Consider the following 23,214-nt stretch of genomic DNA (forward strand, 5'->3'; position numbering starts at 1 on the left):
TCGGGGCCCGCTTTTTTTTTTCTAAAACCCACACACACAACAAAAGCTGGGGGGGCGGCCCCGCCCCCCCCGGCGCGCCCCGGCCGGGGTCGGGCCCCGGGGGGGGGGGGGGGGGGGGGCCCCCCCCCCTGCCTGGGGGTGTCGCTACTTCCCGGCGAGGCCTGGAAGCGTGACCTGATAGACCAGGAACATCGTGTCGACATCGGCGCCATCTTCGGCCTTGTAGGCCGCGCCGACCTGGAAGCCGTCCTGGGTGAGAAAGTCATTGTCGTTGGCGACGAACAGGAAATAGTCGTCGGGCCGTGTTGGATCGAGGACGCTCACCACCGACATCGCCTCCCACTTCTCCGAAAGGTTGTTGCGGTCATTGGGCGCGCCATTGTGCAGCCCGAAGCGGCCGAGCTCGGTCTTGTCGTTGATGTCGATGAACGGCGTCAGCTTGGCCGGCGTCACCGAGGGATCGAGCTCACCTTTGGGCGCAACCGGCTTGTCCTTGTCGAACTCGGTGCCGGCGATGTCGGTTGCCGCCGACACATCGACGACGCTGATCTCGCGATAGAGCGAGGTGTCGCCCTTCACCCCCTGGCCGTTGCCGCTGTCGCGCGCCAGCATCAGGAAGGTCTTGTCCGACAGAGCCACGATTTCGCTCTGCGCGGCAATCTTGGTCTTGCCCTTGGCATCGGTGAACACCGGCAGCGGCACAACATATTCATGCGCAAGCTTGAGTTGGGCCGGATCCGAGGCATCGTAGACCAGCGCGCGCGTGTTCTGGCGCGTCGAAGCGGAATCGCCGCCATCCTGCCTGGGGGCCGATTGCAGCACCGCGATCAGGAACTTGCCGTCGGGCGTCAGTGCCATGCCTTCGAGGCCCTGGTTGTTCTGGCGGCCGGTTTCGGGATCCTTCGGATCTGGGTCTGCCGCGCCAGGTCCCGGATTGTTGGACGCGAAGTTCGGCGTTCCATGACGCATCGGACAAGCGCCGCCGGTGGCTGCGTTGCCGACATCAGACGCCCATCGGCGGAGAAGTGGTAGATGTTCGGACCATATTCGTCCGAGATGAACATGGTGCCGTCGGGCAGCCGCACGATCGCCTCGTTATCGAGCGCGAGCTTGCCGTTGGCTTCGGGCAGGATCGGCATGTCGTCGGTCGCTGCGCGCACGCCGTTGAGCGGATCTAGGCCGGTTGCATCGATGCCCTTGTCGTCGGTCAAAAGCATGGTGTCGGCTAGCGTTGCCTTGAGGCCCGACTGTTCCTGGCCGGCGGCTGGCACTGCACCCGGCGCGATCGGGGCGAACTCGAGGGCGATCGTGTTGAGGCGCGGACGGTAATCGGTGGTGCCGACGACATTGTAGCCGCGGTCCGGCAGCAGCCATAGCGAGCCCTTGTAGCCATCGGCGCCATGCGTCCAGCCGGCAGCGTCAATCGCCATGCCCGAGCCGGAGCCAAATGTCTCGCCGAACCTGTCTTTCTGGCTGGCCGGGATGCGGCCGACGCCGACCAGGCCCTTGTTGACGAAGTTGGCGCCGCCGACGGTCGCGGCGTTTTCTGCCAAGGCCGGACTCAAGGCGGTGAACATCGCGAGCGCGACAGCGAGGGGCGCGGTTCGGTGCAGGTTTTTCATGGATATCCTCTTTGAGACAAAGCTGCCGAAGCAGGCGTCGCATCGACATGCCGCCAGCGCTTTCCGAAAAAGGTCTAGGACGCGAACATGATACTTGCGTGACAGAGGGCGCTTGTTCCTTCGTCCCTTGTGGGAGAAGGTGGATCGGCGCGCAGCGCCGAGACGGAAGAGGGGTGCTGGACGGAGTGCATCGGTGCCGAGCTGGAGCACCCTCATCCGACCGAGCTGAGCCTGTCCTCTGGCTTGCCGAAGGCAAGACCCGTGGGCTCGGCCACCTTCTCCCCAAGGGGCCCCAAGGGGAGAAGGGAAGTGCCGCGCTCAATCGCTATCGCGCGCGATAAGCTCCAGCGGCCAGACTTCGCGGATGATGCGAGCGCCTTCGGTGCCGGCGAAGGCCGGAATCGATGCCAGCAGCATTTCGGCCAGCCGCTCGCCCATCGGCTCCAGCGCCGGGCGGAAGCCGGTCAGCGCCGGCGAAAAATAGCGGCAGAGCGGCGTGTCGACGATGACGATCACCGCGATGTCGTGGCCGGGCTTGATTCCCGCCTCGGCCAGAGCCTTGCAGCCGCCAAGCGCCATCGCGTCGTTGTTGAAGATGATGGCGCTCGGCGGGTCCTTGGAGCGCATGACCTTCGGTGTCACCGCGTAGCCGCCGGCCTCGTTGATGAAGCCGTCGGCGATCAACTCGGGGTCGAATTCGATGCCGTGCCGCCGCAACGCCTTGCGATAGCCGGCGAGGAACAGATAGCCGAAATTGAGGTCGAGCGACGGGCGGATGGCGGCGATGCGCCGGTGGCCGCGCGCGACGAGACGATCGACGGCGTCAGCTCCGGCTTTTTCGAAGTCGAGGTCGAGCGAGGGGTAGGCATCGCCGCCGGAACGGCTGCGGCCGAGCGTCGCGAACGGGAAACCGGCCTGGGTCAAATAGTCGATGCGCTCGTCTTCGCGCCGCGTCCAGGCCAGCACCACGGCATCGGCCCGGCGGGTCTCGACGACACGGCGCAGGCGCTCCTGCTGATAGTCGCCTGGCGCGCCCATCACCACGATCAGGTCGAGCCCGCTTTCGGCGAGCTTGGCCTGCAGCCCGGTCAGGAATGGAATGAAGAACGGCTCGCCATACTCCTGGTCGCCCGGATGCGGCTGCAGCATGAAGGCGATCGAATGGGTGGCGCCGCGCCGCAGGCTGCGGCCGGACTGGTTCGGTGAATAGTTCAGTTTCTTGGCCGCATCGAGCACGCGCTGGCGTGTGTCGGCATTGACGTCGGCGCGACCGTTGAGCGCGCGCGACACCGTGCCGATCGAAATGTTCAGGTGACGCGCAAGGTCGTGAATGCTGGACGCCAAAGGACAGTTCTCCCCCTTGCTTGGCTAGCACCGGCTGCTCTCCGGGCCAAGCCGACACCACGATTTTTCGCAACCGGCCAATTGACATTCTACGCCATCGGGTGTGTTCTCGTAAACGTTTACGGAAAAACATTCACGGCCCTGCCGTGAATGCCGTGAGGATCGGTCTGGAGGGGCCGAGAGGGAGGAACACTGGATGATCAATGTCGTCCTGGTCGGCTGCGGAGCGATGAGCAAGGCCTGGCTCGATGCGGCCAGGCAGATCGACGGGCTCGCCATTGTAGGCCTGGTTGATATCGACGCCGAAAGGGCGCGGGCGAGGGCGCGCGAATACGAGCTTTCCGGCGCTGTCATCGGAACCGACCTCGACGCCGTGCTCGACCAGACCAGGCCCGACGCGGTATTCGACGTGGTGGTTCCCGCCGCCCGCCGCGAGGTCGCGTTTTCCGCCTTTGCCCATCATTGCCACCTCTTGACCGAAAAGCCGCTGGCCGACAGCCCGGGCAATGCGCGTGCCATTGTCGAGGCCGCCCGCAGCGCCGGGCGCATCCATGCCGTCGTGCAGAACCGCCGCTATGTCGCCAATGTCAGGCGCATCCGGCGCTTTCTCGCTTCCGGCGTCATTGGTGCTGCGACCAGCATCCACGCCGATTTCTTCGTTGCGCCGCATTTCGGCGGTTTTCGCGAAGAGATGCGCCATGTGCTGCTGCTCGATATGGCGATCCACACATTCGATGCCGCCCGCTACATGGTGGCCGGCGAGCCGGCCGGTGTCCATTGCCAGGAGTGGGAGCCGGCCAATTCCTGGTATCGGCAAGGGTCGTCGGCAACCGCAAGCTTCGACCTCGGCGGCGGCAAGCTGTTCACCTATGCCGGCAGCTGGTGCGCGGCCGGCTTCCGTACCAGTTGGGACAGTACATGGCGTATTGTCGCCGAGCGCGGCAGCATTGTCTGGGACGGCGAGGATGGGCTGAAGGCGGAAGTCGTGCGGCCGGTCCGTGAAGGCCTGTTCGACCGCACCGAACCGATCGCCGTGCCGCCGCTCGACCCGGCCGATCGCGTCGGCGGCCATCTCGGCATCATCCAGGATTTCGTCCGCGCCGTCGAAACCGGCACCGAGCCGGAGACGCGCGGCGCCGACAACATCAAGAGCCTGGCCATGGTTTTCGCTGCGATCGAGAGCGCCGAGACCGGGCGCCGGGTCGCCATCGCTGCACAGGAAGGATCATGATGCCAAACCCGCTGCTCGACATCAGGATCGGCACAATGGTGCGGGCCAATCTCGACGACCCGGCCGCCTATGTCAGGCAGATCCTGCCGCTCGGCTTCGAGAGCATCCAGCCGTTCTTCTGGCAGACGCTGGGCGGCAAGGACATTCCGCGGCTGGCGGGCGAGATCCGCGAGGCGATCGGCGATGCCGATGTCATCGTCTCGTCGATCGGCGTGTTCGGCAATCCGCTGGAGAGCGGCGAGATCGATCGCGGCGTGCTCCAGGCGTGGGAAACGATCATCGACAACGCCCATCTGTTCGGCACCAATATGGTCAGCGGCTTTACCGGCCGCATTCGCGGCAAGCCGCTGCCCGACAGCCTGCCGCGTTTCCGCGAGGTCTGGGGACCCTTGGCCAGGCGCGCCGCCGACAAGGGCGTGCGCATCGCGTTCGAGAACTGCGCCATGGACGGCAACTGGGCCAGCGGCGACTGGAACATCGCCCACAATCCGGACGCCTGGGAGTTGATGTTCAACGAGTTGCCGGACGACAATCTCGGCCTGGAGTGGGAGCCCTGCCACCAGCTGGTCTACCTGATCGATCCGATCCCGCAGATCCGCAAATGGGCGCCGCGCATCTTCCACGTCCATGGCAAGGACGCGACGGTGCGCTGGGACGTGATCCGCGAACATGGCGTGTTCGGTCGCCTGCCGTTCGTCCAGATGCGCACGCCGGGCTTCGGCGACAGCGACTGGACAAGGGTGATCAGCGAGCTGCGGCTGGCCGGCTACAAGGGCGCCATCGACATCGAGGGCTGGCACGACCCGGTCTATCGCGGCGATCTCGAGATCACCGGCCAGGCGCGTGCGCTGGATTATCTCCAACAATGCCGGGGAGGCGCGAGCTACCTGCCGAACCCGGTGTGAGAACTCGGCCGGCGGGAGGTGCCGGCCAGGGAAAGATTGCGGCGCCTTGCCGAAGCGATCGTCGAAACCCCTCGGTTAGCGAGGGAACAAAGGGAGGATAAGTGCATGAGCATTACGATGAGAAGGACAGTTCTGCGCTCGACCGTCGCGGCGGCCGCGATGGCGCTCGCCGCCGCACTCTCGACCTTGCCGGCGCAGGCGCTCGATGCCCAGTGGTGCAAGGATGTCCATATCCGTTTCTTCGTCGGCGGGGCGGAGGGCGATGCCTTCGGCACGATCGTCTATAATGGTGCCAAGCAGGCGGCGGCCGATCTCGGGCCGAAGGTCGACTACATCTTTTCCCAGTGGGATGTCGAGAAGATGGTGCAGCAGTTGCGCGAGGCTGTCGCGGTCAAGCCCCAAGGCATCGCCATGATGGGCCACCCCGGCGACGCTTCGATCATGCCGCTGGCCGAACAGGCACACAAGGACGGTATCAAGATGATGTACCAGAACGTGCCGGTGCCGACGGTCACGGCGGCGTTCGGCGGCGGCTATGTCGGCGCCCAGCAGGAGCAGCAGGGCCGCGCGCTCGGCGCCGAGGCGGTCAAGCTGGCCGGGCTCAAGGCCGGCGACAAGGCGATCATGATCGGCCCGTTCGAAAACGAGAGCCGCGGCGCGCGCGAGCGCGGCACTGTCGCTGCCCTCAAGGAAGCGGGCGTCGAGGTCATACAGCTCTCCTCGCCGCCAAGCGGCGAATGGGCTTCCGACCCCAATCTGGCCATTCCGGTGATCACCGCGGCACTGCTCAACAATCCCGACGTCAAGGCGGTTGGCTATCCCGGCGGGCAGATGCTGGGCAACGTACCGACTTACATGCAGGCGGCGGGCAGGAAGCCGGGCGATATCTTCAACTTCGGCTTCGACACCAGCCCGCAGATCGTCGAGGGCTTCAAGGGCGGCTGGGTGCAACTGACGGCCGACCAGCAGCCGTTCCTGCAGGGATATCTGCCGATCCTCAGCCTCTGCCAGCAAGTGGTGCTGGGTCTGGCGCCGATGAACGTCGACACCGGCGCCGGTTTCGTCACGCCACAGAATTACGAGATCGTCGCCGAGCTCGCCAAGCAGGCGCTGCGCTGACCTCCCAAGCCGTCGGCCGGGATCGAGCCCGGCCGGCGGGACCGCCGGCGAAAAGGCCGGCACGCGAAAATCAAGCGAGGATCGCCATGGCCGAACGCATCATAGAACTGCGCGACATCAGCAAGTCCTATGGCCAGGTCTATGCGCTGGGTGGGGTCAATCTTAGCGTCGATCGCGGCGAGGTGGTCGGCCTGATCGGCGATAATGGCGCCGGCAAGTCGACGCTGATCAAGATCCTGTCTGGCGTGGTCAAGCCGACCAGCGGCGAGATTCTCGTCCGCGGCAAGCCGGTGACCGGATGGAACCCTGCGCGCTCGCGCGACGCCGGCATCGAAACGGTGTTCCAGGACCGGGCGCTCGCCGTGCAGCAGACGATCGTGCGCAATATCTTCATGGGCCGCGAACTCACCGGCTGGCTTGGCTGGCTGAAGGTCAACAAGGAGATCGCGGAGGCGAGCCGGCTGATGCGCGAGATCGGCTTCACCTCGAAAGTGTTCACGCCACAGTCGATCGTCGGCCAGCTCTCGGGCGGCGAACGCCAGGGCGTGGCGATCGCGCGGGCCATCTATAAGAAGGCGGAGCTGATAGTCCTCGACGAACCGACGACCGCGCTATCGCTGACCGAGACCGCCAAGGTCTTCCACTTCGTGCGCCAGGTGCGGGCGAGCGGACGCTCGATCCTGTTCATCGGCCACAACATCCACCACGTCTTCGACATCGCCGATCGCTTCGTGGTGCTGGACCGCGGAAAGGTCGCGCTCACCGCCGACCGGAGCGAGGTCAAGTCGGCCGAGGATCTGATCAATTTCATGGAAGACGTCGCCCACCCCAGCGGATTGCCGGGATTGCACGACGCGGGCGATACGGAGAGGGCGGCACGATGAGCAAGACCATGGAACCCGATCTGCAGAGCCCCCTCGGCACCACGCATGGCGAAACCGCCGGGAAAGAGTGGAGACACCCGTCCGACAATTGGCTGCGCGGGTTCATCCTCGACAACCGCGCCGCACTCGGCACGTTGGCCGTGTTCATCGTTATGATGGCGGTGTTCATGATCGCTAATCCGACGGTCTTCACCACCTGGTATCTTTACAGTTCCGTGCTGACCACGCTGCCGGTGGCGTTGTTCGTGGTGGTGCCGCTGGTCTTCGTCGTCACCTGTGGCGAGATCGACCTGTCGTTTCCGGCGACGATGGGCTTTGCCTCATGGGTGTTCGCGCTGGTCGTGCAGGCCGGCTACGACCCGTTCCTCGGCATCGCCGCCGCAATCGTCACCGGCATGCTGCTCGGCTTCCTGGTCGGCTCGCTGGTCGTCTATGGCGGGCTGTCGTCGCTGATCGCCACGCTCGGCATGAATTTCCTGCTGCGCGGCCTGATCCAGATCATCAACGAGGGCAGGTCGACCGCGCTGACCGGCCTTGCCGACAGCTGGGCCTACAAGATCTTCTCCAGCCAGCTTTACGGCATCCCGGTGCAGATATTCTGGGCCATCGCCTTCGTCGTGCTGTCGGCGCTGCTCTACAACCGCCATCGCTTCGGTGCCCAGGTCAAGGTGGTCGGCGACAATCCCGACAGCGCCCAGCAGATGGGCATCGATGTCAAGCGCGTCAGGGTGAAAGTGTTCGTCTTCGTCGGTATCGGCGCGGCGATCGCCGGCACGTTCTCGGTAATGATCAACTTCACCTGGTGGCCGACGGCGGGCGACGGATACCTGCTGCCGGTGCTGGCATCGGTGTTCGTCGGAGGCACGCCGACCTGGGGCGGCATCGGCACCGTCGTCGGCGGCGCGATCGGCGCGGTTACGGTGTCCTTCATCCAGACCGGCGTCGTCGCGGCGGGACTGAGCGGCTTCTACGTCCAGTTCTTCAACGGGCTGATCATTATCCTGTCGCTGCTCGGCCATAAGTGGAACCAAGCGCGGTATCGGTGACCGGCGGCCTCAAACCCCCGTGACAAACCCGTCCAGCACGCGTTTCTGGCCGGCCTTGTCGAAGTCGATGGTCAGCTTGTTGCCTTCGATGGCCGAGATGTTGCCGTTGCCGAATTTCTGGTGGAAGACGCGGTCGCCAACGCTGAAGGGGGAGGGCGTGTCGGCGACGGATTTGGCGACCAGCTCGCCGTCGATGGTGCGGCCCTTGATCGAGGTGCGGCCGGCACCGTAGCCCGAGTCGGTTTCGCCATAGCCGATGCGCTCGACCTGGTGACCGGAGCGCGTGCCCCAATTGCGGTCGGTCGCCTCGGTGCGGTTCGCTTGAGCGCGCTGCCAGCCCGGCGTCGCATAGGTGTTGGAGAAAGCGCCGGATTTCTCGGCGCCGGAATTGCCGCCAATGTTGTCGAAGCGCGACGCCCCGTAGGGGTTCTGTCTTCCTGCCCCTTGGCCACCACGACCGGAGGCGAAAGAACCACCGCCATAGGCGTTGCCGTAACCGCCATAGGAGTTGCCGCTTTCGGCGACCTCGACATGGGCTTCCGGCAGTTCGTCGAGAAAGCGCGACGGGATAGTCGATTGCCAGAGGCCATGGATGCGGCGGTTGGAGACGAACCACAAATGCAGGTTCTTCTTGGCGCGGGTCAGCCCGACATAGGCAAGGCGGCGCTCTTCCTCCAGGCCGGAGCGGCCGCCCTCGTCGAGTGCGCGCTGATGCGGGAACAGGCCCTCCTCCCAGCCAGGCAGAAAGACGGTCTCGAATTCGAGGCCCTTGGCCGAATGCAGCGTCATGATGTTGACGGCGTCGAGCTCGGCGTTCTGCTCGGCGTCCATGACGAGTGCGACATGTTCGAGGAAGGAGCGCAGCGATTCGTACTCCTCCATGGAGCGGATCAGTTCTTTCAAGTTCTCGAGCCGGCCGGGCGCTTCCACCGAGCGGTCGTTCTTCCACATGTCGGTGTAGCCGCTCTCCTCCAAAATGGTCTCGGCGAGCTCGGTATGCGGGGTGGTTTCCAGAGCCTTCTGCCAGCGTTCGAAATTGGCGGCGACCTCGCGAAGTGCGGCGCGCGGCTTCGGCTTCAGCTCGTCGCTCTCGGCGAGTTTTGCCGCCGCCTCCAGCATCGGGATGCGAAGGGCGCGGGCGGTATCATGGATCTGGCGGATGGTGGCCTCGCCAAGCCCGCGCTTCGGCACGTTGACGATGCGCTCGAAAGCGAGGTCGTCGGCGCCTTGCGCGACGACGCGGAAGAAGGCCAGCGCGTCGCGGATCTCGAGCCGCTCATAGAAGCGCGGGCCGCCGATGACGCGGTAGTTGAGGCCGAGCGTGACGAAGCGGTCCTCGAATTCGCGCATCTGGAAAGACGCGCGGACGAGAATCGCCATATCGTTCAAATTGTGCTTCTGGCGCTGGTAGGCCTCGATGGTCTCGCCGACGGCGCGGGCCTCCTCCTCGGAATCCCAGGCGGCGTGGACATGCACCTTCTCGTCGTCCTCGGCGATCTTCTCGGTAAACAGCGTCTTGCCGAAGCGGCCCTCATTGTGGGCGATGAGATGCGAGGCGGTGCCGAGGATGTGCGCGGTCGAGCGGTAGTTGCGCTCCAGCCGGATGATGGTGGCGCCGGGGAAATCCTTGTCGAAGCGCAGGATGTTGTCGACTTCGGCGCCGCGCCAGCCATAGATCGACTGGTCGTCGTCGCCGACGCAGCAGATGTTAACTTTGCTTTCGCTCACGGCCGCGCGCGAGCTTCGCTCGCTGGCCTCCGCGGGGGCGGCCTGGCCGGCCGACGCCCGGTCGGGCTTGCGGCCTTCGGCCGAAGAGCGCCCAATCTCCCCCGCGAGGGGGGAGATTGGCTTGCCTTGAGGCCGCTGGGCCAGCAGGCGCAGCCACATGTACTGTGCGGTGTTGGTGTCCTGGTACTCGTCGACGAGGATGTAGCGGAAGCGCTTGTGGTATTCCTTCAGCACGTCCGGATTGGCGCGGAAGATGCGGATCGGGTGACATAGGAGATCGCCGAAGTCACAGGCATTCAGCGTCTGCAGCCGCTCCTGATAGGCCTTGTAGAGTTCGCGGCCCTTGCCGTTGGCGAAGGCACGGGCATCGCCCTCGGGGATGTCGGCGGGACCGAGGCCCTTGTTCTTCCAGCCGTCGATCATCTGGGCGAACTGCTTGGCCGGCCAGCGCTTGTCGTCCAGCCCTTCCGCCTGGATGAGCTGTTTGATCAGCCGCACGACATCGTCGGTGTCGAGAATGGTGAAGTCGGATTTGAGCCCGGCCAGCTCGGCATGTCGGCGCAGCAGCTTCACGCCAATCGAGTGGAAGGTGCCGAGCCACGGCATGCCCTCGACATTGCCTTCGCCGATCAACAGGCCGATGCGCTGCTTCATCTCGCGCGCCGCCTTGTTGGTGAAGGTGACGGCGAGGATCTGCGAAGGGAAGGCCTTGCCGGTGGCAAGGATGTGGGCGATGCGGGTGGTCAAGACGCGCGTCTTGCCGGTGCCGGCGCCGGCCAGCACCAGCACCGGGCCTTCGGTGGTTTCCACCGCCAGCCGCTGCTCGGGGTTGAGGCCGTTGAGATAATCGGGCGCGTTGTTTTGATTGCTGCGGGCAGCCATGGCGCGCGCGGCGATGCCCGAGGGGGCCACGGGCCGCGCGTTCGGTTCGTCAAAAAAGGGCATGTCTTCCGAAAAGCCGGACATCTCCCCCCGAATGTAGTGATTCGGCAGCGAAAGGCCAGAAGTGTCTCCGTTTTGTTCTCTGTCCAGCCGGTAGACTCACAATCTGAATGGGTCCGCTAACCAAAACGCCGGGCTTGCGATAGGCCGGCGCCGTAAAACGCCGAGCTTGCTTGACAGGGGAGGCGGGCCGGAGAAAGTTGCGTGGGGGCAGGAACGCAATGCGGGGTTGCCCATGGACGCGTCGCGGAGCGCACCAGTCGAAGGAGCACCGTCTTGGCTGTGGTCATCACCTCCCTGATCCTTTTCCTCATCGGCCTGGCAGTTGGCGGCGGCGGCATCTGGCTCGTGACGCTGGGGGGCAGCTGGTACTATGTCATCGTCGGTCTAGCTTTCCTTGTCGCGGCCTGGCTGCTCTACAGGCGCAGATCCACGGCGCTGTGGCTCTATGCGGCGATCGTGCTCGGCACGCTCGCCTGGGCGGTCTGGGAGGTCGGCTTCGACTGGTGGGAGCTCGGCCCGCGCGGCGGCATCATCGTGCTTGTCGCGCTATGGCTGTTGACGCCATGGGCGCGGCGCGGGCTTACCGGTCCCGACGGACGCGCGCCGCTGATCCTCGCCGTGCTGGCCTCGCTTGCGGTCGCCGGCTATTCGATGACGACCGATCCAAAGGATATTGCGGGTGAACTCAACACCGACAAGGTGACGCCGACGGCCGATCTCGGCGGCAACGTGCCGGCTGGCGAATGGCACTATTACGGTCGCACGCAATATGGCCAGCGTTATTCGCCGCTCGACCAGATCACCGCCGAAAACGTTGCCAATCTGCAGCCGGCCTGGACCTATCGCACCGGCGACGTGAAAGGGCCCGACGACATCGGCGAGACGACCTATCAGGTGACGCCGCTAAAAATCGCCGACACGCTCTACATCTGCACGCCGCATAATTTCGCCATCGCCATCGATGCCGCGAGCGGCAAGGAGAACTGGCGCTTCGATCCGCAGGTCAAGCTCAACAAGGACCGCCAGCACCAGACCTGCCGCGGCGTGTCCTATTATGCCGATGCCAAGGTCGCCGCTGGCCAGCCCTGCGCCACACGCATCTACCTGCCGACATCCGACGCCCGGCTGATCGCGCTCGATGCGGCGAATGGCCAGGTCTGCCCGACTTTCGCCGAAGGCGGCACGCTGAACCTGCTCGCCAACATGCCATATCCGAAGCCGGGCTATTATTATTCGACCTCGGCGCCGCTGATCGTCGCCAACAAGATCATCGTCGGCGGCGCGGTCAACGACAATTATTCGACGCAGGAGCCGTCCGGGGTCATCCGTGCCTACGATGCCGACACCGGCGCGCTGTTGTGGAATTGGGATTCCGGCAATCCGGACCAGACGACGCCGCTGCCGCCGGACCAGACCTACACCAACAACTCACCCAACATGTGGTCGACGGCGAGCGTCGACGAGAAGCTCGGGCTGCTTTATGTGCCGCTCGGCAACAAGACGCCGGACCAACTCGGTGCCGGACGCAGCGCCAATGACGAGAAATTCTCCTCTTCGATCACCGCGCTCGATCTCAACAGCGGACAATTGCGCTGGGTGCGGCAGACCGTGCACCACGATCTCTGGGACATGGACGTGCCGGCGCAGCCGACGCTGGTCGACATCACCACGGAAAGTGGCGTGGTGCCGGCGCTGGTCGGGCCGACCAAGCAGGGCGACCTCTATGTGCTCGACCGGCGCAGCGGCGAGCCGATCGTTCCGGTCAAGGAAGTGCCGGCGCCGGGCGGCGCGATCGAAGGCGACCATACCTCGCCGACGCAGCCGGTCTCGGATCTCAGCTTCAGTCCGAAACCGCTGACCGGCGCGGATATGTGGGGCATCACCATGTTCGACCAGCTGGCCTGCCGGATCGAGCTCCGGAAGTTGCGCTATGAGGGCCGCTACACGCCGCCGTCGCTGCAGGGCTCGCTGATCTACCCCGGCAATTTCGGCACCTTCAACTGGGGCGGCGTGGCAGTCGATCCGGTCCGGCAGGTGATGTTCGGCATGCCGACATACCTGGCGTTCATCTCCAAGCTGGTGCCGCGCGCCGACGTGCCGCCGCCAGGCGACACCAAGGGCAGCGAACAGGGCCTGAACCGCAATGACGGTGCGCCTTACGCAGTGATATTGAAGCCGTTCCTGTCGCCGCTCGGCATTCCCTGCCAGGCGCCGCCCTGGGGCTATGTGGCGGGTGCCGACCTTCGGACCGGCAAGATCGTCTACAAGCATCGCAACGGCACCGTCTACGACATGACGCCGCTGCCGCTGCCGTTCAAGGTCGGCGTGCCCGGCATTGGCGGGCCGATGATCACTGCCGGCGGCGTCGCCTTCCTCGGTGCGGCAGTCGATGACTATGTGCGCGCCTATGACCTGACGACCGGCAAACAGCTCTGGCAGGCGCGGCTGCCGGCGGGCGGGCAGTCGACACCGATGACCTACACGGTAGCCGACGGACGCCAGTTCGTCGTCATCGTTGCCGGCGGCCACGGCTCGGTCGGTACCAAGCCGGGCGACTATGTGATGGCTTATACGCTGCCGAAATAGAGAAGTTCCTTCAGAGCCCGAGATGCCCTTTCAGGTCGGGTACCGATGCAAGTACCTCACTGGTCAGCTGCGGGCCGGCGGCTGCCTCGGCCTGCTGGACCAGCATCGTGCCGGCCTGGCTGATCTGTGCGAGCGTAAGGCCTGATGCCTTGAGTATGGCGACGCCGTTGATCAACGCGCCGGTCTTTTCGCCGAGAGCGCCGCCGAGCGCGCCCTCCAGCGAGGACAGGAGGCCACCACCGGAAGCTGCGCCGGGAGCCATGACATCATATTGCTTGGCCAGGGCGTCGGCTCCCGGGATTTTGGCAAAGAAGCTGGACAGAGTCGTGCCTTCCGCCTCGTGTTCGAGCACCGAGAAAATCGTGCCGGCGATCTTTTCCGTCAAAGCCTGGTTGAGACCGGATTTCTGGGAGACGGTGTTGATGATGTCCTGAACGTCCATGACCTTTCCTCAGGCTTTGGTGTTTGCGGCCGGGTGCCGGTTGACGCGGATTTTGATCAACGATCGTTTGAAGGCGGTGAAGGCAGTGAACCGCAGCGCCAGCAAAGCCATAGCGGCGAGGGCGAACCCACTTGCCAGAAGCGGGGAGGGAAAGGTCATGGGCGTAATTCCTTCGTCGTCAATCAGGCATTCTTTCCTCACCAAATGGCGCGAGCGAGGCCTAGCCTGGTAAGTTTGTTTTATATGGTGGTGCGTGCATTTAGCATTGCCACAAAGGACCAAAATTTAACGACAGTGGGGCGCGCGGCATCACGGCCCTCGTGCAGGGACGTATGGCAGCCTCACTCAGCCGTGACTGGACCAGGCAAGCTTCGGCTCTATGTTGCCGCGGGGGGCGCCGACGAGGAGCGCGCCATGACAATACCTGCCGGACCCACTGCCGCCGAGCCTGTCATTACCCAGGCGATGATCGATGCCTATGACGAATACACGCACCTGACGCTCGACCGGCGGCGCTTCATGGAGCAGTTGACCAGGCTTGCCGGATCGGGTGCGGCAGCGGCCGCGATCGCGCCGCTGCTGGCGGCGAATTCGGCCCAGGCGGCAATCGTCGCCGAAGACGATCCGCGTGTGAAAGGCGAGGACATCAGCTATCCCGGCAGGGGCGGCGAGATGAAGGGCTATCTGGTCAAGCCGGCGGACCAGACCGGCAAGCTTGGCACCGTCATCGTGGTGCACGAGAACAGGGGTCTCAACCCGCATATTCGCGATGTGGCGCGGCGCGTGGCGCTGGAAGGGTTCGTAGCGCTTGCGCCGGACTTCATGACACCGCTCGGCGGCACGCCGGACGATGAAAACAGGGCACGTGACCTGTTTTCCCAGCTCGATCCAGCACAGGTCGCCGCCAATGCCGTGGCAACCGTCACCTACCTCAAAGGCTACAAGGACGGCAACGGCAAGGTCGGCGCCGTCGGCTTCTGCTGGGGCGGCGGCACGGTGAACATGCTGGCCGTCAACGCGCCGGACCTCGCCGCCGCCGTCGCCTATTACGGCATGCAGCCAAAGGCCGAGGACGTGCCGAAGATCAAGGCCGCGCTCATGCTGCATTATGCCGGGCTCGACACCCGCACCAATGCCGGCATCGATGCCTTCAAGAAGGCACTCGACGCGGCTCATGTCGAATACTCGGTCTATGTCTATGAAGGCGCCAACCATGCCTTCAACAACGACACGTCGGCGGCCCGCTACGACAAGAAGGCGGCTGACCTCGCCTGGGGCCGGACGATCGCTTTCCTCAAGGAGAAGCTGGCCTGATCAGGTGGGCGCCGGCGCCGGTTTGTGAAGGGCGGCGCCGGCCACCACCAGCGCGATGCTGATGCAGTCGGTGAGGCTTGGCACCTGCCGCAGCACAATGACGCCGATCAACGTCGCGGTGACCGGCAGCAAAGACAGCATCAGCGCGAAGCTGGAGCGCGGCAGCCGCGACATGGCAAGCTGGTCGCAAATATAGGGAATGACCGACGAGCAGATGCCGACGCCGACCGCCGCAAACAGCAGCGGCGGCGCCGAGAAAGCCGGCAGAGCATCGGCGAAACCGATCGGCAGAACGACGAGAAGGGCGACCGCCATGGCGGCACCCAGCCCGGCGATGCCATCGCCGGCGCCGCCGCGCGCGATACGGTGGCCGAGCACGATGTAGCCAACGAACAGCGTGCCGTTGAGGAAGGCCCAGAACAGGCCGACGGGATCGCTCGACCATTTGACGTCGATCAGCAACAGGGTGCCGGCGACAGCGATTGCGAGGGCGGCGAGATTGCGCGGGCTTCTGAGGCCAACAAGCGCAACGCCGATGGTGCCGACGAATTCGATCGCCGCCACCAGCGAGATCGGCAGCCGGTCGAGCGCCAGGTAAAACGAGCAATTCATCACCCCAAGGCAGACGCCGAAAGCCACAAGCAACAACCGCGTCGAGCGATCGGCGCGGGCGAAGACCGCCCATGGCCGGGTCAATGGGGCAAAGACGAGTGCCGCGGTGGCGATGCGCAGCCAAGCCATGCCCAGCACGCCGACATGCGGGAACAGCAGCACCGCCAAGGCCGGTCCGAGATAGTGGAACACGGCGCTGACGCCGAACCAGAGATGCGGCGGGACCGCGTTTGCCAAGGTAAAGGCGGGGCCGGCGAGTGCCGGACTTGCTGCGGGGGCTTGCGTCCGATCTTGCATGGGATCAGTATCGCAGGCGATTTTTGCCATTGATATGGATGATGGCCGGGCATTGCGGCCATTTCCTTTCCGAAAGCAAGGAGCATTGCGCTGAAACGCCTTCGAAATGAAAATACCGATCTGGACCCGGCGGATCTGAAAATCCTGCGCCTGCTGGAAGAGGATGCGCGCACCAGCACCGCCGAACTGGCGCGATCGGTCGGCCTGTCGGCGCCGAGCGTGGCCGAGCGCATCAAGCGGCTGCAGGAAAGCGGTGTGATCGAGGCCTATACGGTGCGTATCAGTCCGGCGGCGCTCGGCATGAAGCTGTCGGCATGGCTGCGCATCAGGCCGGTGCCGGGGCAACTCGCTGTCGTGGCCGAAATCATCCGCGACCTACCGGAAATCGCCCAATGCGACAGGGTGACCGGCGAAGACTGTTTCATCGCTTTGGCGCATGTCGGCTCGGTCGCCGAGCTCGAGCGGGTGATCGACCGGATCATTCCCCATGCGATGACCAATACGGCGATCATCCAGTCGACGCCGGTAGTGGCACGCTCGCCGCTAGGGGCGGTGAAGCGCCCGGCCTGATGCTAGATTTAAATCTGCGACGTCAGCTCGACCGGGAAATCGTCATTGTCGGCGTCGCGCATGGCGGCGAGGCTGCGGTTGTCCAGCACCTCTGCGATCGCCTGACGCACCTCCAGCATCATGTGCCGGACCTGGCAGGTCGCCTCGTCGCAATCCTCGCAGCGCTGGTATTGTGTGCGGCTGGCGCAAGGGATCGGCGCCAGCGGCCCGTCGAGGACACGCACGACATGGCCGATCTTGATTTCGGAAGCGGGACGGGCGAGGCGGTAACCGCCTTCCTTGCCCTTGCGGCTCTGGACGAAGCCGGCATTGCGCAACTCGCCCAGGATGGCATCCAGGAATTTCTTGGGGATGTTGTTGGCGACCGCAATGTCGTTGACGAATGCGAGCTGGCCGACCGGCAGGCCGGACAGATGCACGAGAGCCTTGAGGCCGTATTTGCCTTTTTTGGTAAGCATGCCCGAGTCAACCCATTAAGCCCCAACCACCCGCATCTGGCGGCTGTTTGTGTGCAAATAATGACGGTTTGGCCGTGCGATGCCGTTCGCGCAGACAGGCCGCCCGAAGACATATTGCGCGCAAACGCGTTGATTCTTCGTAACGTTTTGGAGGGCGGGCGTCCGGAACGGGCGGAGGCCACGTTTTCGGCGAGCAAATGAAGAAAGCCGGCAAACGCCCGCTTTCAATCAGTTCACGAGGTTGCAGACGTCAGCGGCTGCCGTAAGTCTGGTCGAGCAGGCCGCCAGCGGCGAAATGCTCGGCCTGGACCTTGGCCCAGCCGCCGAAGACATCCTCCACCGTCAATAGGCGGACATCGGGAAACTCAGCCTTGTACTTGGCGGCGACCGTCGCGTCGCGGGTCCGCAGGCCGTTGCGGGCGGCGATGTCCTGGCCCTCCAGCGTATAAAGGAAGTCGAGATAGGTCTTGGCGAGGTCGCGCGTGCCATGCTCGTCGGCGATCGTGTCGACGATCGCCACCGGAAACTCGGCCAAAAGGCTGACCGAGGGCGTCACCTGCTCGAATTTGTCCTCGCCATACTCCTTGCGGACGCCGCGCGTTTCCGACTCAAAGGTGATCAGCACGTCGCCGATCTCGCGCTGCACGAAAGTGGTGGTCGCGGCGCGTCCGCCGCTGTCGAAGATCGGTACGTTGTTGAACAGCTTGGTGACGAATTCCTTCACCTTGGCGTCGTCGCCCTTGAAGGCTTCCTTGGCGTAGGCGGTGGCCGCAAGGTAGGTGTACCGGGCATTGCCGGAGGTTTTCGGATTGGGGAAGATCACCTGGACGTCGTCGCGCACGAGATCGTTCCAATCCTTGATGTGCTTCGGATTGCCGGCGCGCACCAGGAAGGAGGGCAGCGAATAGAAGGGCGAGGCGTTGTCGGGAAAATCTTTCTGCCAATCCGCGGAGATGAGACCCTTCCTGACCAGGAAGTCGATGTCGAGGACCTGGTTGAAGGTGACCACATCGGCGCCGAGGCCCTCGGCGATGGCACGTGCCTGCGCAGACGTCCCGGCATGCGACTGATCGATGGTGACGCCTGGGTGGCCGGCGACGAACGCCTTGTTGACCTGCGCAAACAGCTCGCGGCCGACATCGTAAGAAGCGTTCAGCAATTTGTCGGCCGACCAGGCTTGGGAGGATGCGAGGAACAGGCCGGCCAATGTGGCGACGCCAAGCAAAAATCGCTTCATGAAAACAAGGCTCCAATGCGTGCGCTTATTGCCGGACTATAGCGGCAAGGCATTGTGCGCGACGAGGCAGGCAGAGCGGCCGCTCCACGTTGTCGATAGAAGAAATATTCCCGCTGTGGAGGATTTCTAGTTTTTTCTTTCAGGCAGAGTCTTCCGGGCAGCTTGGCAGCGGTGCCGATGCCCTCGGCGTGCACGATGGTTCCCGGCCGGCCAACGCGATGGCGATTGCATCGCCGCGCGGTCTGGCATATACAAATGGTATATACAAGGAGCTATCGTCATGCCTCAACGCCGCCATTCAACAACCCCGCCGAAAGAGGCGAAGCTGTTTCGTAACAATCGCAGTCAGGCGGTGCGCATTCCTGTCGAGTTCGAACTTCCCGGCGAAAAGGTCTTGATCAGTCGTGAAGGCGACCGCCTGATCATCGAGCCGGTTCGCAAACCCGGCCTCACGGCGCTGCTCGCGCAATGGGCGAAAGAGCCGCCCCCCGGTTCCGAGGAGGACTTTCCCGAAGTCGAGGATATGCCTGTCAAATCCGAGGAATTTTTTTGATGCGGTTCATGCTGGACACGAACATTATCAGCGACATGATCCGAAATCCGGCCGGGAAAGCCGCCGCCGCCGCCCTGCGCGTGGGAGACGCCGCCGTGTGTACCAGCATCGTGGTCGCCTCGGAACTGCGATATGGCTGCGCCAGGAAAGAGTCGGCCAAGTTGCTCAAGAAGGTCGAGGAATTGCTGGCTGAGATTCCTGTCTTGCCGCTCGATGTGCCGGTAGATGCCGAGTACGGCGCGATTCGCGCAGAGCTGGAAGGCAGGGGCCAGACCATCGGCCAAAACGACCTTTTTATTGCTGCCCACGCCTATGCACTGGGAACTACCCTGGTGACCGCCAACACCGGCGAGTTCAACCGGATCAAAGGCCTGAAGGTCGAGAACTGGCTGGTGTAGCGCCTAAAAGAGGATCAAGCAGCCGGAAAAAGCTTCCAGCGCCGCGGCCTGAAAGCCACCCGGCTTTTCTGCGCCGCCGGATGGTCGACTGGCAACTCGATCTCGACCCGCTGGCGTTCGCCGCCGATTTCGAGCTCGACCCGCCTGGTGCCGGCGACGCGGCGGCTGGCGACAACCGTGCCGGCGATGCAGCCGTTGCATTCTTCCACCAGATCGACGTCGTGCGGGCGGAAGAACAGCGTCGCTTCACCTTGCGGTGCGTGCGGCGCGGAAAGCCCGATCGGCCGGTCGGCGATCCAGACCTGGCCGTCCTCGACCTTGACCGGGATCGAGCTCGATTCGCCGATGAAGCCATAGACGAAGGGCGAGTTCGGCGTGTCGTAGATCTCGTCGGCGGTGCCAACCTGCTCGATGCGGCCCTGGCTCATCACCACGACGCGGTCGGCAAGCTCCAGCGCCTCTTCCTGGTCATGGGTGACGAAGACCGTGGTGTGGCCGGTGGCGTCGTGGATGTCGCGCAGCCAGCGGCGCAGTTCGCGGCGCACCTGGGCATCGAGCGCGCCGAACGGCTCGTCGAGCAAAAGCACGGCCGGTTCGATCGCCATGGCGCGGGCCAGCGCCACGCGCTGGCGCTGGCCGCCCGAAAGCTGCGCCGGATAGCGTTTTTCCAGACCGGAAAGCTGAACGAGGTTGAGGAGTTCCGAGGCGCGGCGGCGGATTTCCTTCGCCGACGGGCGTGACGGCCCGTGCCGGACCTTGAGTCCGAAGCCGATATTGTCGGCGACCGTCATATGGCGAAACAGCGCGTAATGCTGAAAGACGAAGCCGACATTGCGCTCCTGGATCGACTTTTGCGAGGCATCCTCTTCGCCGAAGAAGATCTTTCCGCGGGTCGGCCGCTCCAACCCGGCAATCAGCCTGAGCAGCGTCGTCTTGCCGGAACCGGATGGCCCCAGCAACGCGATCAACTCACCCGACTTGATGTCGAGCGAAACGTCGTGAAGGGCCGGAAACCGCTCAAACTCCTTGCGCACGTTGGCAACGCGAACTTCCATACAAATCCCTTTTGTAGTTGATGCATGTCGTTATCCCAAAACCGGTTCCCACTTTTGGGCGACATGCATTTTGTCAGTGTCCGCGCGTCGCGGCGATCTCGGCGCCGTAGCGCATCTCGAGAAGTGTTTTCAAGACCAGTGTGACGAGCGCCAGGCCGGCAAGCAGCGAAGCGACGGCAAAGGCGGCGGCGGCATTGTACTCGTTATAAAGGATTTCGACATGCAGCGGCATGGTGTTGGTCAACCCGCGTATGTGGCCGGACACCACCGAGACCGCGCCGAACTCACCCATGGCGCGGGCATTGCACAACAGTACGCCGTAGAGCAATCCCCATTTGACGTTAGGCAACGTCACGTACCAGAACGCCTGCCAGCCATTGGCGCCGAGCGACAGGGCCGCCTCCTCGTCGCCATTGCCCTGCTCCTGCATCAGCGGGATCAATTCGCGGGCGACGAAGGGGAAGGTGACGAAGATGGTGGCCAGCACGATGCCCGGCACGGCAAACAGGATGACGATGCCATGCGCCTTGAGCCAGGCACCGAGCAGGCCTTGCGCGCCGAAGAGGAGTACATAGACCAGGCCGGAAATGACCGGGGAGACCGAAAACGGCAGGTCGATCAGCGTGGTCAGGAACGCCTTGCCCTTGAACTCGAACTTGGCAATCGCCCAGGCGGCGGAAATGCCGAAGACGACGTTGAGCGGCACCGAGATCGCCGCGACCAGAAGCGTCAGGCGGATCGCCGAGCGCGTATCCGGTTCCGACAGCGCCTGTGTGTAGGCCTCGATGCCTTTGGCGAAAGCTTCCTTGAAGACGATGATCAGCGGCAAGAGCAGGAAAATGCCGAGGAAGGCAAAGGTCACGATCATCAGCACGGTTCTCGCCGTGCGGCTTTCGGTCACCGCCGGCGACTGGCTTTCGTGGTGCGGCGCGTAGGATTTGATCTCCGGGTCAGCCATAGCGCTTGCGGCTCCACGTCTGCACCAGGTTGATGACCAGCAGCATCACGAAGGACAGCGCCAGCATGATCGCCGCGATCGCTGTCGCCGCAGCGTAATTATATTCCTCGAGCCTGATGACAATCAGAAGCGGTGCGATCTCGGATTTATAGGGCAGGTTGCCGGCGATGAAGATGACTGAGCCGTACTCGCCGACGCCGCGCGCGAAGGCCAGCGCGAAACCGGTGACGATGGCCGGCGCCAGTCCGGGAAGCAGGACGCGGCTGATGATCTGGAAGCGATTGGCGCCGAGCGTTGCGGCCACTTCCTCGACCTCCTTGTCGATCTCCTCCATGATCGGCTGCACGGTGCGCACGACGAAGGGCAGCCCGATGAAGATCAGCGCAATGACAATGCCGAGTGGCGTATAAGCGACTTTGATGCCGAGCGGCGTCAGCAGGCTGCCGATCCAGCCGTTCGGTGCGTAAAGCGTGGTCAGCGCGATGCCGGCAACCGCCGTCGGCAGCGCAAAGGGCAGGTCGACCATGGCATCGACGATGCGGCGGCCGGGAAAGCTGTAGCGCACCAGCACCCAGGCGACGATCGTGCCGAAGACGACGTTGACGGCGGCGGCAATGAAGGCGGTGCCGAAGCTGATTTCAAGCGCGTTGATGGTGCGGCGGTCGGTGACGATCGCCCAGAAGTCGGTCCAGCCGAGCGCCGCCGAGCGCCAGATCAACCCGGACAGGGGAATGAGGATGATGAGGGTGAGGTAGGCAAGCGAGAAGCCGAGCGTCAATCCGAAACCCGGAATGACGCTCGGCTGCCTGAACCGCCACCCCGCCTTGGCGGGTGCTGTGGTCATGTCGTCCTGATCTAAATGCTACTGGGCCGGCTTATAGATCTGGTCGAATATACCACCGTCGCCGAAATGATAAGGCTGTGCCTTCTTCCAGCCGCCAAAAAGTGGGTCGTCGATGGTGACCAGCTTGATCTCAGGCTGCTTGGCCAGGTCCTCCGCCGGCACCAGGTCGGGCTTCGAAGGGCGATAATGGTTCTTGGCGATGATCGTCTGGCCTTCCTTGGAATAGAGGTAGCTCAGATAGGCTTCGGCAACTTTGCGTGTGCCTTTGGCGTCGACATTGGCGTCGACCACTGCGACCGGCGGCTCGGCCAGGATCGAGGTCGGCGGGTAGACGATATCGAAATTGTCAGCGCCGAACTCGTCGAGCGCCAGATAGGCCTCGTTTTCCCAGGCGAGCAGCACGTCGCCTAGCCCTTTTTGCGCAAAGGTCACGGTGGCGCCGCGCGCACCGGTGTCGAGAACCGGGACATGCGCATAGAGATTGCCAACGAATCCCTTGGTCTTGGCCTCGTCGCCGCCATCCTTGGCGCTGGCATAGGCCCAGGCGGCAAGATAATTCCAGCGCGCGCCGCCGGAGGTCTTCGGATTGGGCGTGATCACCTGGACGTCATCCTTGACCAGATCGCCCCAATCATGAATGCCCTTGGGGTTTCCCTTGCGGACGAGGAAGATGATGGTCGAGGTGTAAGGCGCCGAATTGTTTTCGAATTTCGTCCGCCAGTCGGGATTGATCTTCTTCGTTTTCGAGACAATGGCGTTGATATCGCCTTCGAGCGCCAGCGTCACCACGTCGGCGTCGAGCCCGTCGATCACGGCGCGCGCCTGGGCGCCGGATCCGCCATGCGACTGCTGGATGGTCACCGTCTCGCCTGTCTCGGCCTTCCAGTGGGCGACAAAGGCCTCATCGAATTGCTTGTAGAGCTCACGCGTCGGGTCATAGGACACGTTGAGAATGGTGGTGTCGGCAAACGCGAAACCGAGCGTGCCGAACTGGACCGATGTGGCGACCAGTGCGCCGAGCAGTTTCCTGAAATGAGGTTTGGTCATTTCCGCCTCCGTTGAACTC

Annotated in this window: 21 protein-coding genes and 1 pseudogene; 10 read left to right on the plus strand and 12 right to left on the minus strand. The window is 63.9% G+C overall.

Translation table 11 applies throughout. The features are described 5' to 3' along the window. Positions 1–144 precede the first annotated feature (144 nt). Both NKI50_RS00005 and NKI50_RS00010 read right to left on the minus strand, forming a co-directional pair. Positions 145–1,622, minus strand: a pseudogene (locus NKI50_RS00005) (esterase-like activity of phytase family protein). A gap of 318 nt (positions 1,623–1,940) precedes the next feature. Next, entirely contained in the window at positions 1,941–2,966 is a 1,026-nt protein-coding gene (locus NKI50_RS00010) for a LacI family DNA-binding transcriptional regulator (RefSeq protein WP_352589918.1), read from the minus strand. A gap of 196 nt (positions 2,967–3,162) precedes the next feature. Here NKI50_RS00010 and NKI50_RS00015 point away from each other — a divergent pair, with 196 nt between their 5' ends. From NKI50_RS00015 to NKI50_RS00035, 5 genes are all read left to right on the plus strand, one after another. Beyond that, positions 3,163–4,197, plus strand: a complete 1,035-nt coding sequence (locus NKI50_RS00015) for a Gfo/Idh/MocA family protein (RefSeq protein WP_352482907.1) — start codon at positions 3,163–3,165, stop codon at positions 4,195–4,197. Continuing rightward, positions 4,194–5,102 (plus strand): sugar phosphate isomerase/epimerase family protein, encoded by a 909-nt coding sequence (locus NKI50_RS00020; protein ID WP_352589921.1) that lies wholly within the window; start codon positions 4,194–4,196, stop codon positions 5,100–5,102. The genes NKI50_RS00015 and NKI50_RS00020 overlap by 4 nt, the downstream gene beginning before the upstream one ends. Before the next feature lie 105 nt (positions 5,103–5,207). Then, positions 5,208–6,221 (plus strand): substrate-binding domain-containing protein, encoded by a 1,014-nt coding sequence (locus NKI50_RS00025; RefSeq protein ID WP_352589924.1) that lies wholly within the window; start codon positions 5,208–5,210, stop codon positions 6,219–6,221. A gap of 86 nt (positions 6,222–6,307) precedes the next feature. After that, positions 6,308–7,105 (plus strand): ATP-binding cassette domain-containing protein, encoded by a 798-nt coding sequence (locus NKI50_RS00030; protein ID WP_352589927.1) that lies wholly within the window; start codon positions 6,308–6,310, stop codon positions 7,103–7,105. Further along, complete coding sequence (locus NKI50_RS00035; protein WP_352589930.1) at positions 7,102–8,151, plus strand: ABC transporter permease; 1,050 nt, start codon at positions 7,102–7,104, stop codon at positions 8,149–8,151. Before NKI50_RS00030 ends, NKI50_RS00035 begins: the two co-directional genes overlap by 4 nt. Positions 8,152–8,160: 9 nt before the next feature. Here NKI50_RS00035 and NKI50_RS00040 read toward each other — a convergent pair whose 3' ends face one another. Further along, complete coding sequence (locus NKI50_RS00040) at positions 8,161–10,845, minus strand: ATP-dependent helicase (RefSeq protein WP_352639759.1); 2,685 nt, start codon at positions 10,843–10,845, stop codon at positions 8,161–8,163. A 252-nt stretch (positions 10,846–11,097) separates the two neighbouring features. Between NKI50_RS00040 and NKI50_RS00045 the strand changes: the two genes are divergently transcribed. After that, the gene (locus NKI50_RS00045) at positions 11,098–13,410 is read left to right on the plus strand and encodes a glucose/quinate/shikimate family membrane-bound PQQ-dependent dehydrogenase (RefSeq protein ID WP_023721155.1); all 2,313 of its coding nucleotides are present in this window, start codon (positions 11,098–11,100) and stop codon (positions 13,408–13,410) included. Positions 13,411–13,420: 10 nt separating this feature from the next. Here NKI50_RS00045 and NKI50_RS00050 read toward each other — a convergent pair whose 3' ends face one another. Both NKI50_RS00050 and NKI50_RS00055 read right to left on the minus strand, forming a co-directional pair. Next, positions 13,421–13,852 carry a hypothetical protein gene (locus NKI50_RS00050; RefSeq protein ID WP_023721154.1) on the minus strand — a complete coding sequence of 144 codons (432 nt, stop codon included), beginning with the start codon at positions 13,850–13,852 and terminating at the stop codon, positions 13,421–13,423. 9 nt (positions 13,853–13,861) lie between these two features. Beyond that, complete coding sequence (locus NKI50_RS00055) at positions 13,862–14,011, minus strand: hypothetical protein (protein WP_023721153.1); 150 nt, start codon at positions 14,009–14,011, stop codon at positions 13,862–13,864. A gap of 255 nt (positions 14,012–14,266) precedes the next feature. Between NKI50_RS00055 and NKI50_RS00060 the strand changes: the two genes are divergently transcribed. Further along, a complete protein-coding gene (locus NKI50_RS00060; RefSeq protein WP_023721152.1) occupies positions 14,267–15,166 on the plus strand; it encodes a dienelactone hydrolase family protein in 900 nt (299 codons plus the stop codon). Here NKI50_RS00060 and NKI50_RS00065 read toward each other — a convergent pair whose 3' ends face one another. Further along, complete coding sequence (locus NKI50_RS00065) at positions 15,167–16,075, minus strand: EamA family transporter (RefSeq protein WP_352639757.1); 909 nt, start codon at positions 16,073–16,075, stop codon at positions 15,167–15,169. It lies immediately after the preceding gene. A 90-nt stretch (positions 16,076–16,165) separates the two neighbouring features. Here NKI50_RS00065 and NKI50_RS00070 point away from each other — a divergent pair, with 90 nt between their 5' ends. Next, positions 16,166–16,645, plus strand: coding sequence for an Lrp/AsnC family transcriptional regulator (locus NKI50_RS00070; protein ID WP_023721150.1), 480 nt, complete (start codon positions 16,166–16,168; stop codon positions 16,643–16,645). 8 nt (positions 16,646–16,653) lie between these two features. Here the strand turns inward: NKI50_RS00070 and NKI50_RS00075 are convergent, their stop codons facing one another. Both NKI50_RS00075 and NKI50_RS00080 read right to left on the minus strand, forming a co-directional pair. Then, a complete protein-coding gene (locus NKI50_RS00075) occupies positions 16,654–17,103 on the minus strand; it encodes an RrF2 family transcriptional regulator (RefSeq protein ID WP_006202816.1) in 450 nt (149 codons plus the stop codon). A gap of 250 nt (positions 17,104–17,353) precedes the next feature. After that, on the minus strand, positions 17,354–18,340 hold the full coding sequence (locus NKI50_RS00080) for a sulfate ABC transporter substrate-binding protein (protein WP_023721149.1): 987 nt from the start codon (positions 18,338–18,340) through the stop codon (positions 17,354–17,356). Positions 18,341–18,620: 280 nt separating this feature from the next. Here NKI50_RS00080 and NKI50_RS00085 point away from each other — a divergent pair, with 280 nt between their 5' ends. After that, positions 18,621–18,893, plus strand: a complete 273-nt coding sequence (locus NKI50_RS00085) for an AbrB/MazE/SpoVT family DNA-binding domain-containing protein (RefSeq protein WP_023721148.1) — start codon at positions 18,621–18,623, stop codon at positions 18,891–18,893. Continuing rightward, a complete protein-coding gene (locus NKI50_RS00090) occupies positions 18,893–19,291 on the plus strand; it encodes a type II toxin-antitoxin system VapC family toxin (RefSeq protein ID WP_023721147.1) in 399 nt (132 codons plus the stop codon). The genes NKI50_RS00085 and NKI50_RS00090 overlap by 1 nt, the downstream gene beginning before the upstream one ends. Before the next feature lie 14 nt (positions 19,292–19,305). Here NKI50_RS00090 and NKI50_RS00095 read toward each other — a convergent pair whose 3' ends face one another. From NKI50_RS00095 to NKI50_RS00110, 4 genes are all read right to left on the minus strand, one after another. Then, positions 19,306–20,346 (minus strand): sulfate/molybdate ABC transporter ATP-binding protein, encoded by a 1,041-nt coding sequence (locus NKI50_RS00095; RefSeq protein ID WP_352482922.1) that lies wholly within the window; start codon positions 20,344–20,346, stop codon positions 19,306–19,308. Positions 20,347–20,419: 73 nt separating this feature from the next. Beyond that, the gene (cysW, locus tag NKI50_RS00100) at positions 20,420–21,304 is read right to left on the minus strand and encodes a sulfate ABC transporter permease subunit CysW (RefSeq protein WP_023720881.1); all 885 of its coding nucleotides are present in this window, start codon (positions 21,302–21,304) and stop codon (positions 20,420–20,422) included. Then, positions 21,297–22,148 carry a sulfate ABC transporter permease subunit CysT gene (cysT, locus tag NKI50_RS00105; protein WP_023720880.1) on the minus strand — a complete coding sequence of 284 codons (852 nt, stop codon included), beginning with the start codon at positions 22,146–22,148 and terminating at the stop codon, positions 21,297–21,299. The genes cysW and cysT overlap by 8 nt, the downstream gene beginning before the upstream one ends. An 18-nt stretch (positions 22,149–22,166) precedes the next feature. Continuing rightward, positions 22,167–23,195 (minus strand): sulfate ABC transporter substrate-binding protein, encoded by a 1,029-nt coding sequence (locus tag NKI50_RS00110; protein ID WP_023720879.1) that lies wholly within the window; start codon positions 23,193–23,195, stop codon positions 22,167–22,169. Between the last annotated feature and the right edge of the window lie 19 nt (positions 23,196–23,214).

It is taken from the genome of Mesorhizobium sp. M0563 (assembly GCF_040321065.1).
Classification (GTDB): domain Bacteria; phylum Pseudomonadota; class Alphaproteobacteria; order Rhizobiales; family Rhizobiaceae; genus Mesorhizobium.